Source organism: Nocardia sp. NPDC050793, assembly GCF_040654065.1.
Taxonomy (GTDB): domain Bacteria; phylum Actinomycetota; class Actinomycetes; order Mycobacteriales; family Mycobacteriaceae; genus Nocardia.
This window is the reverse complement of record NZ_JBFAHG010000004.1, coordinates 558,634-573,616: the sequence shown is the minus strand read 5'-3', so window position 1 is coordinate 573,616 and position 14,983 is coordinate 558,634. Positions and strand designations below refer to the sequence as shown.

General features: G+C 69.3%; 13 protein-coding genes. 7 read left to right on the top strand and 6 right to left on the bottom strand.

The window, feature by feature from the left end; genetic code table 11:
* A partial coding sequence (locus AB0H50_RS17300; protein ID WP_357453006.1) for a protein kinase occupies nucleotides 1-2,181 on the bottom strand: 2,181 nt, incomplete at its 3' end.
* A 152-nt stretch (nucleotides 2,182-2,333) separates the two neighbouring features.
* Here AB0H50_RS17300 and AB0H50_RS17295 point away from each other — a divergent pair.
* From AB0H50_RS17295 to AB0H50_RS17275, 5 genes are all read left to right on the top strand, one after another.
* A complete protein-coding gene (locus AB0H50_RS17295; protein ID WP_357453003.1) occupies nucleotides 2,334-3,104 on the top strand; it encodes a deoxyribonuclease IV in 771 nt (256 codons plus the stop codon).
* Between the two features lie 1,600 nt (nucleotides 3,105-4,704).
* Entirely contained in the window at nucleotides 4,705-5,628 is a 924-nt protein-coding gene (locus AB0H50_RS17290) for a TauD/TfdA family dioxygenase (RefSeq protein WP_357453000.1), read from the top strand.
* Nucleotides 5,629-5,687: 59 nt separating this feature from the next.
* Complete coding sequence (locus AB0H50_RS17285; protein ID WP_357452997.1) at nucleotides 5,688-6,914, top strand: CaiB/BaiF CoA-transferase family protein; 1,227 nt, start codon at nucleotides 5,688-5,690, stop codon at nucleotides 6,912-6,914.
* 64 nt (nucleotides 6,915-6,978) lie between these two features.
* A complete protein-coding gene (locus tag AB0H50_RS17280) occupies nucleotides 6,979-7,149 on the top strand; it encodes a hypothetical protein (RefSeq protein WP_357452994.1) in 171 nt (56 codons plus the stop codon).
* Complete coding sequence (locus AB0H50_RS17275) at nucleotides 7,143-8,069, top strand: hydroxymethylglutaryl-CoA lyase (protein WP_357452991.1); 927 nt, start codon at nucleotides 7,143-7,145, stop codon at nucleotides 8,067-8,069. Before AB0H50_RS17280 ends, AB0H50_RS17275 begins: the two co-directional genes overlap by 7 nt.
* Here AB0H50_RS17275 and AB0H50_RS17270 read toward each other — a convergent pair.
* Nucleotides 8,059-8,916 (bottom strand): GNAT family N-acetyltransferase, encoded by an 858-nt coding sequence (locus AB0H50_RS17270; protein WP_357452988.1) that lies wholly within the window; start codon nucleotides 8,914-8,916, stop codon nucleotides 8,059-8,061. The two genes, AB0H50_RS17275 and AB0H50_RS17270, sit on opposite strands and share 11 nt — an antisense overlap.
* A 207-nt stretch (nucleotides 8,917-9,123) precedes the next feature.
* Nucleotides 9,124-9,423, bottom strand: coding sequence for a hypothetical protein (locus tag AB0H50_RS17265; RefSeq protein ID WP_357452985.1), 300 nt, complete (start codon nucleotides 9,421-9,423; stop codon nucleotides 9,124-9,126).
* A gap of 293 nt (nucleotides 9,424-9,716) precedes the next feature.
* Here AB0H50_RS17265 and AB0H50_RS17260 point away from each other — a divergent pair, with 293 nt between their 5' ends.
* A complete protein-coding gene (locus tag AB0H50_RS17260) occupies nucleotides 9,717-10,205 on the top strand; it encodes a hypothetical protein (RefSeq protein ID WP_357452982.1) in 489 nt (162 codons plus the stop codon).
* A 50-nt stretch (nucleotides 10,206-10,255) separates the two neighbouring features.
* Here the strand turns inward: AB0H50_RS17260 and AB0H50_RS17255 are convergent, their stop codons facing one another.
* Both AB0H50_RS17255 and AB0H50_RS17250 read right to left on the bottom strand, forming a co-directional pair.
* The gene (locus AB0H50_RS17255; protein WP_357452979.1) at nucleotides 10,256-11,383 is read right to left on the bottom strand and encodes an acyl-CoA dehydrogenase family protein; all 1,128 of its coding nucleotides are present in this window, start codon (nucleotides 11,381-11,383) and stop codon (nucleotides 10,256-10,258) included.
* A gap of 9 nt (nucleotides 11,384-11,392) precedes the next feature.
* The gene (locus tag AB0H50_RS17250) at nucleotides 11,393-12,565 is read right to left on the bottom strand and encodes an acyl-CoA dehydrogenase family protein (RefSeq protein WP_357452976.1); all 1,173 of its coding nucleotides are present in this window, start codon (nucleotides 12,563-12,565) and stop codon (nucleotides 11,393-11,395) included.
* A 247-nt stretch (nucleotides 12,566-12,812) separates the two neighbouring features.
* Between AB0H50_RS17250 and AB0H50_RS17245 the strand changes: the two genes are divergently transcribed.
* Nucleotides 12,813-13,571: a hypothetical protein gene (locus tag AB0H50_RS17245; RefSeq protein ID WP_357452973.1), complete on the top strand. Its 759-nt coding sequence runs from the start codon at nucleotides 12,813-12,815 to the stop codon at nucleotides 13,569-13,571.
* A 252-nt stretch (nucleotides 13,572-13,823) separates the two neighbouring features.
* On the opposite strand, the gene AB0H50_RS17240 is transcribed toward AB0H50_RS17245, so the two are convergent.
* Entirely contained in the window at nucleotides 13,824-14,966 is a 1,143-nt protein-coding gene (locus AB0H50_RS17240; protein WP_357452970.1) for an epoxide hydrolase, read from the bottom strand.
* Between the last annotated feature and the right edge of the window lie 17 nt (nucleotides 14,967-14,983).

The following is a 14,983-nucleotide window of genomic DNA, read 5'->3' as shown; positions in this document are numbered from 1 at the left end:
CTGCGGCACGGGCTCGTTCTGTCCGGATGCCGAACGGCCGGTGTCCCGCGAATTTCGCGGCGGCACGGGTTCGTTCCGTCCCTGCGCCGGACGGCTGGTGTCCGTCGAACCCTGCTGCGGCACGGGCTCGCTCCGTCCGGATGCCGAACGGCCAGCGTTCCGCGAATCCCGCGGCAGCACGGGCTCGTTCCATCCCTGCGCCGAACGGCCGGTGTCCGCCGAACCCTGCTGCGGCACGGGCTCGTTCTGTCCGGATGCCGAACGGCCGGTGTCCCGCGAATTTCGCGGCGGCACGGGTTCGTTCCGTCCCTGCGCCGGACGGCCCGTGTCCGCCGAACCCTGCTGCGGCACCTGCCCGCTCCGTCCGGATGCCGAACGGCCAGCGTTCCGCGAATCCCGCGGCAGCACGGGCTCGTTCCGTCCCTGCGCCGAACGGCCGGTGTCCGCCGAACCCTGCTGCGGCACCTGCCCGCTCCGTCCGGATGCCGAATGACCGGTGTTCCTCGAAGCTCGCGGCGGCAGCTGCGCGTCGGCGTTGTGCGGAGAGTGCGGCCACGCTGTCTCGCCGGTGGGCGAGGAAGCGTCCGGCGACGAAACGTTCGGCAAGGGGGCCGTCGGCGGCAGACCGGTCGGACGTCCGGCGTCCGGACGCGTCGGCGGCACACCCGTCGGACGCGAGAGATCGGTCCGCGGCGGCACGGCGTGCGGATGCCCGGTGGTTCCGTGTGACATGCCGCCACGGGTCAGATCCACGGCGTGGCGCGACGGCGGACCAGGCGGCGTCGCACCATGTTCTGTGCCGGTGTGCGGTGTGCTCCCGGTCCGATTCACGGCACCGTGCGAGGGAGGCATGGGCAGCGTCCCACCGTGAGTCCTGTCGTGCGGCGTGCTCCCGGTCCGGTCCGCAGCAAGGTGCGAGGGAGGCATTGGCAGCGTCCCACCGTGCACGCCGCCGTTGTGCGGTGCGCTCCCGGTCTGATTCGCCACCGGAGGCGGAACGGCGGCGCGGCCCGGCATGCCGGTGTGGGTGGGCGCACCGGCATGCGGAACCGAATGAGGATTCGGCGGAAAGCCCGGCGGCGGCATCCCCTCGGGGCGCGGCACGAATCCAGTGGGTGGCACGCCACTGGACCGTGTCGGCGAACCGGGATGCGCGTGCGGCGGGCCGCCGGTCTGCGATCCCGTTCCGTGCGGCGGACGTGTACCGGGGCCGAAACCGGTGTGGGGCGGCGGTGGGGCGGCGAACCCCGTGTGGGACGGCGGAGGAGGTGCGTCGGCTCGGGTGGCGAACCCGGTGTGCGGGGGCACGGAGCCGGTCGTCGAATGCGGGCGGTGGGGGGCGGGTGCACCGGCGGCGAGGGCGCGGCGGGCGGCGACGGCGAAATCGGTGCAGCTCGGGAAGCGGTCGGCGGGACGTTTGGCGAGCGCGCGCGCCATCACGGCATCCAGCGCGGCAGGCAGACCCCGGCGGCTGCGGGACAGCGACGGCACCGGCGCGGCGATGTGACCGTTCATCACCGCGGCGGGAGTGACTCCGGGAAAAGGGACGTTGCCCGTGAGCATCCAGAACAGCGTGCAGGCCAGCGAGTACTGGTCGGCGCGGTGGTCGAGCGGCTGGCCGCTGAGCTGCTCGGGCGCGGCATAGGCCAGGGTGGCGGTGATGGTGCCCGCCGAGGTGAGAGTGGTGTCCGCGTTGCGCATGCCCGCGATGCCGAAGTCGGTGAGCAGCACCCGCTCTGGTTGTCCGATGGGCGCTTTGGCCAGCAGGATGTTGGCCGGTTTCACGTCGCGGTGCAGTACCCCGTTGGCGTGCGCGAAATCCAGCGCCGCCGCGGTCTCGGCAATGATCTGCACCGCTCGTCCGGCAGCGAGCACGTCCACGTCGGCGCTCGCGGCGTCGGAGCCGGGGACGAACTGCATGGAGATCCACAACTGCTCGTCCTCGGCCCCTCGGTCGTAGACGGTGACGATATTGGGGTGGTCGAGCTGGGCGACCAGATCGGCCTCCCGCTCGAAGCGCCCCCTGATCTCCAGATCGCTGTACAGCTCGCGATCGAGCAGCTTCAGCGCGGTCATCCGCGGCAACCGCGGATGCTGGGCCAGATACACCGTGCCCATGCCGCCTTGACCCAGCACGCGCTTGACGACGTAACCGGCAAAAATCTCGCCAGTACGCAACAAGGTGATTCACCCCCCTCATCGGGTCGAGCACGTGGATCCTAACGATGTATCTCGCGGACCCACGTGGGCGCAACAGTCCTTCGATTCTCGGCTATTCGCCGGTGGATCGCCGGTTCTCCGCGATGTCGGTGCCGCCCACTACGCTGAGCCCCATGCGCATTGGAGCACACGTCCGGCTCGACAGCGATCCGATCGGCTTCGGTGAGAAACTCGGCGCCGATGTCATCCAGATGTTCGTCGTCGACCCGCAGAGCTGGGACAAGCCGGTCCCGCATCCGCGGACCGAAGAGATCCTGGCCAGCCCGATCGATGTGGTGGTGCACTCCTCCTATCAGATCAACGTGGCGAGCCTGAACAACCGGCTGCGGATGCCCTCCCGCAACGCGGTCGCCCAGCAGGCGAAGGCCGCCGCGGAGCTCGGCGCGTTCGGCCTGGTCGTGCACGGCGGGCACGTCCGCTCCGACGCCGAGCTGGACACCGGAATCGACAACTGGCGCAAGTTGTTCGAACGCCAGCAGGACAAGGGCGGCTTCGCGGTGCCGATCCTGATCGAGAACACCGCGGGCGGCAACCACGCCATGGCCAGGCATTTCGACTCCATCGCACGGCTGTGGGACGCGGTCGGCGAGTACGGCGCGGGCTTCTGCCTGGACACCTGCCACGCCTGGGCGGGCGGCGAGGAACTACTCGGCGTCGTCGACCGGATCAAGGCCATCACCGGCCGCATCGACCTGGTGCACCTGAACTCCTCGCGCGACGAGTTCAACTCCGGCGCCGACCGGCACGCCAACTTCGCCGACGGCACCATCGACCCGCAACTGCTCGCCGAGGTGTGCCGCAGCGCGGGGGCGCCGGTGGTGCTGGAGACCCCGGCCGAAGGTGTCGCCGACGACCTCGCTTACCTTCGCGAGCACGTGGGCTGATCTGGCGGTTGCCGATCGCGTCGGGGGCGGAGTGCGGTTGGCCGCCGTGGCGGGCACTTCGGTGCCGTACCCGGGCTTGGCTCTCGAGTCGGTCGAGGTTTCGGTGGGTCGACCGGCTGTAGCCGCGCTCGTTCGGGCGTTCTCTCGTCGAGTCGACGAGTGGCTGCGTTGGTTGACGTGGTTCCGGGTTCGGCCTGCTGGTTCACGCGCGGTTGGCCTGGGCTCCTCTGGGGTCGCGTTTGGGTGGGTGTCGTCCGATCGGTGCTGGTGGATTGCGTTGACGTGGTTCTGGGGATTCGGCCCGCTGGTTCACGCACGGTTGGCCCGGGGTCCTCTGAGGTCGCATTAGCTGCGTGTCGTCCGGTCGGGGCCGGTGGATTGCGTTGACGTGGTTCCGGGGGTTCGGCCTGCCGGTTCACGCACGGTTGGCCCGGGGTCCTCTGAGGTCACGTTCAGGTGGGTGTCGTCCGGTCGGTGCTGGTGGATTGCGTTGACTGGTTCCGGGAGTTCGGCCTGCTGGTCCACGCACGGTGGCCCAGGTTCCTCTGGGGTCGCGTTTGGGTGGGTGCCGTCCGGTCGCAGTTGGTGGGTTGCGTTGAGGACGTAGTTCCGCGGGCTGGACCTGCGAGTTCACGCACTCCTACCCAGGTTTGCCTCGAACGGTGCTGGGCACGTCGTGTGCCGTACCCGGCTTACCTCCCGCAGTCGGTCGGCGGGGGCGCGGCTTCCGGCGCGGTCATCCGGCTGTGGTTGCGATTCTGGTCAGGAGCGGGAGGAGTTGGTGGGCCAGGTTGCGTTGTGCGGGGTGGTGGCACATAGGTTTCACACGCTTCACATAGGCGCTGGCTCTGTGATGCGTACACGAGGTGTGTGGGAGCCAGTCGCTGCGGGCGGTGGTGCATGGTGGCGGGGTCGAAAATCGACGGGAGTCATATGGTGGCTAGTTGACCTTGAACGGCCACCATATGACTACCGTCGAATCCATTTCTCTATCGACGGTAGTCAAATGGTGGTTGGGGGGGTTGACAGACTGAGAGCTCTTTCAGTTTGCCCTCCCTGGACGCAACCAGAGCCGGTCGACCACGCCGGAAGCCGAACCCGCACACCTGACTGCGGAAGGTAAGCCGGGTACGGCACACGACGTGCCCAGCACTGCTCCGAGGCAAACCTGGGTAGGCGCACCCCCCAGGCACCCGCAACATTGGGCGAAAACCTGGGTAGGCCTACCCCCTTGGGCACCCACAACATTGGAGGCGGTCACCCCCACGCAACGCCAGAAACAAAACGGAGCCCGGGGACGCAACGGTAGGCGCCCCTCGTCAGAACCCCCAGCACTGGAGGCCGTCAACCCAAGCAACCTCCACAACAAACCGAGCCCACGCCCCAAGCCGCGCGCACCTCGCTCAATACCCAAGCACTGGGAACAGTCGACCAACCGCAAGCCCGAGCACCGAACCGCGCCCGCCCCAGACGCCCACGCCCCCACCCCACAACCACCACCTGTTGCGATCACCCCGACGAAAACCCTGGTCACCACCGTTTTCCGAGTGATGTGCTCTACCACGCACATCCCGTTCTCGATCAGCGAAGGTGATCACACATGACGATCGCAACCGCCCCTACTGTTTCGGTGACCAAGCTCGGCGCTCGCATCGGCGCTCAGGTCGACAACGTCCGGCTCGGCGGCGACCTGGACGCGGCGTCGGTCGACGTGATCCGCCGCGCTCTGCTCGAACACAAGGTCGTCTTCTTCCGCGGCCAGGACCACCTCACCGAGGACGCGCAGTACGAGTTCGCCGAGCTGCTCGGCACCCCGACCACTCCGCACCCGACGGTCACCTCGCACGGCGTGAAGAGCCTGGCCATCGACTCCGAGTACGGCCGCGCCAACAGCTGGCACACCGACGTCACCTTCGTCGACCGCATTCCGAAGGCCTCGATCCTGCGCGCGGTGACCCTGCCGACCTACGGCGGCTCCACCACGTGGGCCTCCACGGTGGCCGGGTACGAATCGCTGCCCGAGCCGCTGAAGCTGCTCGCCGAGAACCTGCGCGCGGTGCACACCAACGTGTACGACTACGCCGCGGCGCACAACGGCAAGGTCCGCCCCAACACCGCCGAGTACCGCGCCGAGTTCGAGTCGACCTACTACGAGACCGAGCACCCGGTGGTGCGCGTGCACCCGGAGACCGGGGAGCGGGCGCTGCTGGTCGGTCACTTCGTGAAGAATTTCGTCGGCCTGGCCGGCGCCGAGTCGCAGGCCCTGTTCCGCCTGTTCCAGGATCGGGTGACCCGTCTGGAGAACACCGTCCGGTGGCACTGGCAGCTCGGTGACGTGGCGATTTGGGACAACCGCGCTACCCAGCACTACGCCGTCGACGACTACGACGACCAGCCGCGCAAGCTGACCCGCATCACCCTGGCGGGCGACGTCCCGGTCGGTGTGGACGGCGTCGCGAGCACCGTCATCGCGGGCAATGCCGAGCACTACTCGATCATCGAGGAGGTCTCCCGCGCCGCGTGACCGGCCCGACACCTAGGGCGGGCCGAGGACGAGAGCCCCATTAGTCCACACTGGTGGCCATGAGTATTCGGCCGTTGGACGGAGTTCGCGTCCTCGAGCTCGGCAATTACATCGCCGCGCCCACCGCCGGGCGTATCCTCGGCGACTTCGGCGCCGAGGTCATCAAGGTGGAACGGCCGAAGGCCGGCGACGAGTTGCGCAACTGGCGGCTCTACGGCGGTGACACCTCGATGCTGTACCGCACTGTCAACCGGAACAAGAAGTCGATCACCCTGGATTTGCGCACCGACGAGGGTCGCGCGGTGGTGCTCGACCTGGTCAGGCACTGCGATGTGCTGCTGGAGAACTTCCGCCCCGGCATGCTGGAGAAGTGGGGCCTCGGGCCCGACGCGTTGAACGAGGCCAACCCCGAGCTGGTGATCACCAGGATCTCCGCCTACGGGCAGACCGGGCCGATGGCTGCGCGGCCCGGTTTCGCCGCGGTCGCCGAGGCGGTGGGCGGACTGCGCGAACTGGTAGGCGACCCGGACCGTCCGCCGGTGCGGGTCGGCGTCTCGATCGGTGACTCCATCGCGGGCATCTACGCCGCCTTCGGCACCGTGATGGCGCTGTTCCAGCGCGAGCGCAAGGACGACGCGGTGCCCCTGCGCGAACGCGTGATCGATGTCGCGCTGAACGAGGCCATCCTCTCGGTGATGGAATCGCTGGTCCCCGACTACCTGGCCTACGGCATCAACCGGGAGCGCGTCGGCGGGCGGATGGAGGGCATCGCGCCGAGCAACGCCTACCCGTGCCGGGACGGTTTCAGCATCATCATCGGCGGCAACGGCGACGCCATCTTCCAGCGCTACATGCAGGTGATCGGCAGGCCCGATCTGGCGGCCGATCCCGAACTCCAAGACAACGCGGGCCGCTGGCGCAATCGCGAACGACTGGACGCGTCGATCGGTGAATGGACGATCCGGTACACCAGGGACGAGGCGCTGAAGATCCTGGAGGACGCGGCCATCCCGTGCGGGCCGATCTACACCGCCGCCGACATCGTCGCCGACGAACAGTACAAGGCGCGCAACATGATTCAGCAGTTCCCGGTGGACGTCGGCGAACCGGAACCGAAGACCGTCGGCTTCCCCGGCATCGTGCCGGTGATCGGCGAGCAGTCGCTCCCCATTCGCAACGTCGGCCCAGACCTCGGCGAACACACCCGCGAAGTGCTCTCGGACCTGCTCGGCATGAGCGAGGCCGAGATCGCCGCCGCAGCGGGTTTCGGGGAGGTACAGGCATGAGCGAGCGAATCATGTGCCAGCGCGCACGGCGCATGCCGAAGCCGAGCGCCAGCGAGGTGAAGGCATGAGCCGCAGGCGGGTACGACGCAGGCCGGCGGGCCGCAACAGCTGGGAGCAGCGCGCACCCGGGCACGCGCGGCCGACGGTGCACCCGAATCCGGCGGGCGCGAACCAGAAACCGTGGGCGGGCGTGATGTGCGTGCCGCCGCAGGCGCGGGAGGACAAGCCGTGCTGACCGAACCGAGCGGCGTTGTGCTGCGCGATGTGACCCTGCGCGACGGCTTGCAATTGACCGGCAAGACGCTGCCGGTGGAACGCAAGGTCGAGATCGTGCGCCGCCTGCTCGCGCTGGGCGTACCCGCGCTGGAGATCGGTTCCATGGCGCGTCCCGACCTGGTGCCGCCCATGGCCAACACCGTGGACCTGGTCGCGGCGCTGACTCCCGAGGAGCTCGAACGCTGCTGGGTGTGGGTAGCTACGCCGCGCCACGTCGCCAAGGCCGCCGCGGCGGGCGTCCGCAATTTCCAGTACTGCTTCTCGGTCTCCGATTCGCACAACCAAGCCAATATCGGCCGCGCCACCGAGGACAGCATGGCCGTGATGCCGGAGGCGGTGCGGTTGGCGCACGAGGTGGGCGGCGCCATTCAGCTGTGCTTGGCCACCAGCTTCACCTGTCCGTTCGAGGGACCGGTGGATCCGGAGCGGGTGCTCGAGATCGCGAACGATCCGCGCACCGAGGGCGCGACCGACATCGTGCTGGCCGATACCCTCGGCCAGGCCCACCCGGCCCAGGTCGCCGCGCTGATTTCGGCGGTTCGCGACCGGACGCCGCAGCGCCGCATCGTGTTCCACGGCCACGACACCTGGGGCATGGGCGTCGCCAACACCCTGGCCGCGATCGCCGCGGGCGCGGGCATGGTCGACGGATCGCTCGGCGGCTTGGGCGGCTGCCCGTTCGCGCCTGGCGCGAGCGGCAACACCTCCAGCGAGGACATCCTCTTCGCCACCCGCCCCGACTGGTTCGCGCCGCCCACGCTGGCCGCGCTCGTCGAGCTGACCGAGGGGCTGCTCACCGATCTCGGCGAACCCAACCGTTCGCGCGCCGCCGAAGGGGCGCGGTCGAAAGCCGCGGCCTTCGAATGGGTCATCGGCTGACCGCGGGGCGCACCTCGAACACGTAGTTCACGAAGTCGTCGACCGGCTGATAGCCGATCGCCCGGTAGATCCGGTTCGAAATGGGGTTCGCCAGATCGGCGAACAGGCAGACGTCGAGACCGTCGCGGCGCAGGGTGCGCGACACCTGCGCGGTGAGGGCCGACGCGTAGCCGTGCCCGCGCTCGCGGGGCGGCGTGTAGACCGGGCCGATGCGCGCCCAGCCGCCCGTCGGAATCTGGTGTGCGGCAAGGCTCACCGGACGGCCGCCGTCCTCCCACAGCCACCAACGCCCGGCCGCCACCCGCCTGCGGATGACGTCCGGGTTCGGATGCGGCGGCGGCAAGCCGCTTTCCAGGCGCATGGCCTCGGACCAGGCGACACACAGCGCGACATCACGGTCAGCGGCCCGGCGCGGCGCACCGGTGACCCCGCGCGGCACACGCAACTCGCCGAGCCGGAACAGCCTGGTGCGGAAGTTTTCGCGCAGCCCGACGCCGCGCAGCGCGCACCAATGCTCGGCGAACGCCTCCGCGTCGGCGACGAGCCCTTCGACCCCGGAGTTGCCGGGCGCCACGGCCGCGAACGCCTCGGCGACCGGTCGCAGGCTCTCGGCGGGCAGCTGCCCCAGGTAGACCTCGCGGCCGCCGGCCCGCATGGCGACGCCGACGACGGCGCCGTCCGCCGCGTGCACCGACAAGAAGCGTGACGTTCCGTCCACCGCAGGCCGCCCGTCCACGTAGTTGGCGACGCCCGTGGCGATCACCGTGTGCCGCAGGAAATCACGGCTCACGAAGGACTCGGTCGCGGCGCGATACGCGACAGCGTCGCCGGTGATCTCGATCCGCATACGGCGTACCTCTACCTTCGCTCCCGCAGTGTGCGAAGTGTCGACGTATCCCGTCCGCGGCGCCCCTCCGGCGCGATCCCGCCTCGCTCCGCGATGCCGCGGACCTTCGACGGACTCCGTCCGCTGCGTTTGTCAGGCGTCACGATATGCGTCGAAGACGCCGAGTGCCAATGACTTTCGCAGCGACATCACGGAAAGAACGGTTGCTCAGCCGGTGCCGCTCCTCGCCCCGCTGTCCGCGCGGATCTTGAGCAGGACGAGTCCCGCGGTGCACGCCAGGATCAGACCCGCAACGGTGATCTCGACGTGCAAGCCCGCAATGCCAAGCACGGCCCCGACGACACCGCCGAGGAAGAACAGCCAGGCCAGCGCTCGCGCCACGATCGTGGGCACGGAACGCGCGGGCGGATTCGACGCTTTCTGCTTCGCCGCTTCCTGATTCGCGTCCTCCGCCGTGTCGGAGGTCGCGTCTGCCTGCGGCAGCGGAGAGGTCGAGTATGCTCCCATCATCTTCTCCTCGGTGACGCCGATCAGAATGTTCGATCGCGCAGTACTACCAGCGCGTCTCTCATTCTGATACAGGCGTCTCATGCGTAACTTTGATCACGTACGCTACGGCCCGCACAGGGGGCTCCGCCGCGACACGTGCCCGCGACACGCGGACGAGATCAATTCGATATCTGAATCATAGATGTTTAAAAGTTCCGGCCCGGCGGCCGTGTAGGCGGAGGTACGCCTGGCCCGGGTGACCGACCTGGTTTATGGTGAGCCCACTCGAAACACACGAGGAGTGTCCCCGAATGGAGAGCAGCAGGGCCAAGATCGCGGGTCCCGCGATCGCAGCGGGAGCGGTCTCGCTCGGTTTGGTTCTCATCGGCTCCTGCGGGATCGGCGGCGAGGAAACCTATGTCCCGCCACCACCGCTCAAGGACGGTCCCGCCGCCGCGGCCGTGGTCCGCGACGACGGTTCGACGGGCACGGTGTCGCGCATCGTGATTCCGCCTTCGCCGACCTGGCAGATGGCGCCGAACGGACCGCCGCGCAGGCCCGCCGGGTACAGCACGATGACCGTTCCGCCGGAAGAGGAATCGGAGACGAGCACCGGCAGGCCCGAGCGCACCACGGAGCCGCGTACCACGGCGCCCGAAACGACAAGGGAGACCGAGGAACCGACGACGACCCGGCGGACGCTGTCGGCCACGACACCACCGCCGACCGTCGACGAGGAAACGACCACCCGCCCCCCTGCCGCCACACCGCGAGCGAGCTACCAGGGCGAAGACGAATAAGGCGGCGGCGCGGACGCTTTCGCCCGCACCACCGCCCGCCCTCCGCGGTCCTACAGTTCCGGCAGGTCGTAGCTGCCGACCTGCGCGCTGAGCACCTTCAGATGGTCGAGGTCGCCGCCGATCGTCCGGCCGATCGCGGTCAGCCGCGCGACGTAATGTCCGACCGGGTACTCCGCGGTGACGCCGATGCCGCCGTGCATCTGGACGGCTTCCTGCCCGACGTGCCTTGCCGCGCGTCCGACCTGGAGACGAGCTCGCGAGGCGACCACCGGGTCGTTGGCGCCGTCGGCCAGCGACGCGGTGACGTACAGGCTCATGCTGCGCGCCAGCTCCAGCGAGACGTACATGTTCGCCGCCCGCTGGGTCAGGGTCTGGAACTTCGACAGGGTGACGCCGAACTGCTTGCGGGTCTTCAGGTACTCGGTGGTCAGCCGCAGCGCCTCCTCCATCGCGCCGATGGATTCCGCGCAGAGACCGGCGTGCGCGTGACCGAGCCCGAGCTGCACCGCTTCGGCCGCGTCGAGCGTGTCACCGAGCAGTTCGGCGGGCGCCTTGTCGAAGGTGACCTGCGCGCCGCGCAGCCCGTCGACGGTGCGGAAAGCCTTGCGTGACACCCCGGCGCCCTCGGCGGCGACCAGGAACAGGCCGACACCGCCGCCCGGCAGCAGCGCGCTGACCACCAGGTCGTCGGCGCAATCGCCGTGCGCCACGGGGTTCTTCACGCCGGTCAGCAGGTAGCCGTCGCCCTCGGCCGCCGCGCTGGTCGCGAGGTCGGTGGACGGCCACCGCACGCCGGGCTCGGCGTGCGCGAAGGCGAGCAGCTTCTCGCCCGCCGCCACCTCGGGCAGGATCCGCTGCCGCTGTTCGGCGCTGCCGGCCCGCGCGATCAACGCGCCAGGCACCAGCACCGCGTCCAGCAGCGGCTCCGGCGCGAGCCTGCGGCCGATCTCCTCGAGCACGACCATGGTCTCCACCGGGCCGGCACCGACGCCGCCGTCCTCCTCGGCGAAAGCGAGACCGAGCACGCCCAGCTCGGCGAGCTGGCGCCACACGTCGCGGCTCCAGCCCAGCTCGGTGTCGATCACCTTCAGCCGGGACTCCGGGTCGTAGTTGCGGGCCAGCACGTCGCGCACGGTGTCGCGCAGCATGACCTGTTCATCGGTGAGTTCGAATTCCATGGCGAAGCCTCACAATCCGAGGATCGTGGAGGCGATGATGGTGCGCTGCACCTCGCTCGAACCTCCGTAGATGGTTGTCTTGCGGTAGTTGAGGTAGCTGGGGCCGCTGCGCTGCGCCCAGCCTGGAGAGGCGATGTCGTCCGCGTCGACCGGAAGAGCGTCCGGGCCCGCGATGTCCAGCAACAGCTCGGTGGCGGCCTGCTGGAGCTCCGAGCCACGCAGCTTGAGCACCGAGGAGGCCGGGTTCGGCTTGCCCTCGGTGGAATTCGAGACCACGCGCAGCTGGGTGAGCTCGAGCGCGAGCAGCTCGTTCTCCAGTTCGGCCACCCGCGCGGCGAACACCGGGTCCTCCAGCAGCGTGCCGGAACCCGACTTGATCTGGCGCGCGTAGTCCTTCGCGACGCCCAGCTTCACCTTGGTGCGGCCGACGCCGGTGATGCCGGTGCGCTCGTTGCCGAGCAGGAACTTGGCGTAGGTCCAGCCCATGTTCTCCTCGCCGACCAGCTGATCGGCGGGCACCCGCACATTCTCGAAGAAGACCTCGTTCACCTCGTACCCGCCGTCGATCAGCTTGATCGGGCGGATGGTGACGCCGGGGCTCTTCACGTCGAACAGCAGGAAGGAGATGCCTGCCTGCTTCTTCGGCGCGTTCGGATCGGTGCGCACCAGGCAGAAGATCCAGTCGGCGTACTGGGCCAGCGTGGTCCAGATCTTCTGGCCGTTGACGATGTAGGAATCGCCGTCGCGCACCGCGGTGGTGCGCAGCGAAGCCAGGTCGGAACCGGCGTCCGGCTCCGAGAAGCCCTGGCACCACCAGATGTCGAGGGCCGCGGTCGCCGGGAGGAAGCGCTCCTTGATCTCCTGCGAGCCGAAGTGCGCGATGACCGGACCGACCATCTGGGCGTTGAACGTCAGCGGCTCGGGCACCGAGGCCAGCTGCATCTCGTCCTGCCAGATGTGGCGCTGCATCGGGGTCCAGTCTTTGCCACCCCACTCCACCGGCCAGTTCGGCACGGCGAGACCGTTGTCGTTGAGGATCTTGTGCGCCGTGACGACGTCTTCGCGGGAGAGCTCGTGGCCGTACTTCACGCGCTCACGGATCTCCGCGGGGATCTGGGTGCGGTAGAACTGCCGCAATTCGTCGCGGAAGGCCGCCTCGTCGGGGGACAGGGATATTTTCATACGCAACTCCCGTTGTGTCTCGTACTTCCGGGCCCCAACCTACCCCGTGGTAATCCGACCCTGTCGAGTGGATCACATTCGCGGTCCGGTAGGCACGACACCGGGATGCCCCCGGGCTCCGCCCGCCCGAGCAACCCGGCGGCGACCGGCGGAAACCCGTTCGGCCGACTCGGCGGCGGGCGCGACGAACTGGTACGTTGCAGCCCAGGGTCGGGGAAACCCTGGGTTCGTATTCGAGGAGAACTTGGTGAACGGCAGAACCATCGCACGCGTGGCCGCGACCGTGACTTCACTCGGCATCAGCGCGGTTCTGACCCTCACCGGACCCGCCTCCGCCGCACCGGACGCGCCGATCGATCAGGCCGTCACCCACCTCACCGAACGCGCGGGAACGGACGCTGCCGCCCGCGCGGGCGTCGACGCGCTCGGCTCGTACCTCGGGCTCGTCGACGTCGCCGAGCTGCGCGACATCGCGGGCGCCTGGGCGCCTTTCGCCTACGCCGCCCCCACCTTCGGCTGCGGCAGCAATGGCCCCATCACCACGATCATCGCGGCGGGTACCACCCAGGGCAACAACCCCGACCAGGGCACCAGTCCGGAGCCGGGAACCCTGCGCTTCAGCGCCACCCCGTCACACTCGGGCGCCCCGCTCAGCTCCGGCCTCGTGGTGGCGTGGCTCAACGTCAACAACGGGCTCAGCGGCATCGACGCGCTCGACGACATGACCGAGTTCAACCTGCCGACCCTGTCCAAGACCGTGCGCACCGGCCCCGGCACCGTCATCGCGTCGATGTGGGGCGTCATCGGGTACCCCGGCGCGCACTGCGTGATGACGCCGACGGTCGGCACGTTCGTCGTTCCGGAGACCCCGGCGCCCGCACCCGCACCGTCCGCACCCGCGCCCGCCGCGCCGGAGACCGCCCCCGCCGCCCCACAGCCCGGCTCAGGCGGCGCGCCCGGCGCGCCCGCACCAGAGACTGCACCTGTCATCGCGCCTACCGCGTAGGCAGCGGCGGTTTCCGCGACAACTGCACCGTTCCCATCCGGCTTCGCCCCATCTCGACTAGGCGCCACCGGGTTTCGCAACGGCCGCCCGCCTTGTGCGCCCAGCGTCGCCCCGCCGCAATCTTCCGGGAGCCGGTGACCGCCCCGCGTCCCGATCGCTGAACCAGCGGGCGCGGAACGCCGGCCCCGGCTGCTTCCAGTCGACGCATCGCGCGCCATGGGCTGTCAGCGCGCGATGCGGAGGCCTCGGCGCTCAGGCGAGCTCGGCGAAGAACGTGCGGATGTCGGCGACGTGCATTTCCGGGACTTCCATTGCCACGAAGTGGTTGCCGGTGTTGCCCTCCGGCCAGTGGGCGATGTCGTTGTCCTGTTCGGCGAGGCGGCGCACGAGGGCGGAGCCGCCGCCGTAGACGCCTGTCGGGACCAGCTTCTGGCCGGTCGGCCAGACGAAGCCATCCTTGCCGAGGCCGTGGTACATCGGCCAGGACGACGCGCCCGCGGTGGCGGTGAACCAGTACAGGCTGACATTGGTCAGCAGGTGGCCGCGGTCGATCGCGTCCTCGAGGTGGTCGACCATCGGGGTGAATTCGTGGAACTTCTGCGTCTGCCAGGCCAGCAGTCCGACCGGCGAATCGGTCCAGGCGTGCGCGAAGGTCTGCGGCGCCGCGCGCAACAGTGTGTGATGGTCGACGCCGCCGGTCATCCACCGCTGCATGAGATCCCATTCCGCGCGTTCCTCGGCGTTCATGGTCGGCACGTCCGCCGCGGTCGGCATGCCGATGCCGCCGTCGAGGTGCACGCCGACCACCCGGTCCGGCGCGGCCATCGCCATCTCCGGCGCGACGTAGGCGCCGAGATCACCGCCCTGAACGCCGTAACGCCGGTACCCGAGGCGGTCCATCAACTCCACCCACATCCGCGCCACCCGGCCGGTGGTCATGCCCTCCGTCGGGGCCGAGGAGAAGGCGAACCCTGGCACCGAGGGCACCACGACGTGAAAGGCCTGAGCGGGGTCGAGACCGTGCGCCCTCGGATCGGCCAGCGGACCGATGGTCTTGGTGAACTCGACGAACGAATTGGGCCAGCCGTGCGTCAGCAGCAGCGGCAGCGCATCCGGCTCCGGCGAGCGCACGTGCACGAAATGCACGTCGAGCCCATCGATTTCGGTCAGGAACTGCGGGTACTCGTTGAGCGCCGCCTCCTGCGCACGCCAGTCGAACCGAGTGCGCCAATGCTCGGCGAGCTCGCGCAGGTAGTCGACAGGGACGCCGCGTTCCCAGCCCGCACCGGGCAGCTGCGCCGACCAGCGGGTGCGGGCCAGCCGGTCGTTCAGGTCGTCGAGATCAGCCTGCGGGATGTCGATGCGGAAGGGGCGGAGGGCGTTTCGGTTCGTCATGACGGCAACGCTAGAAC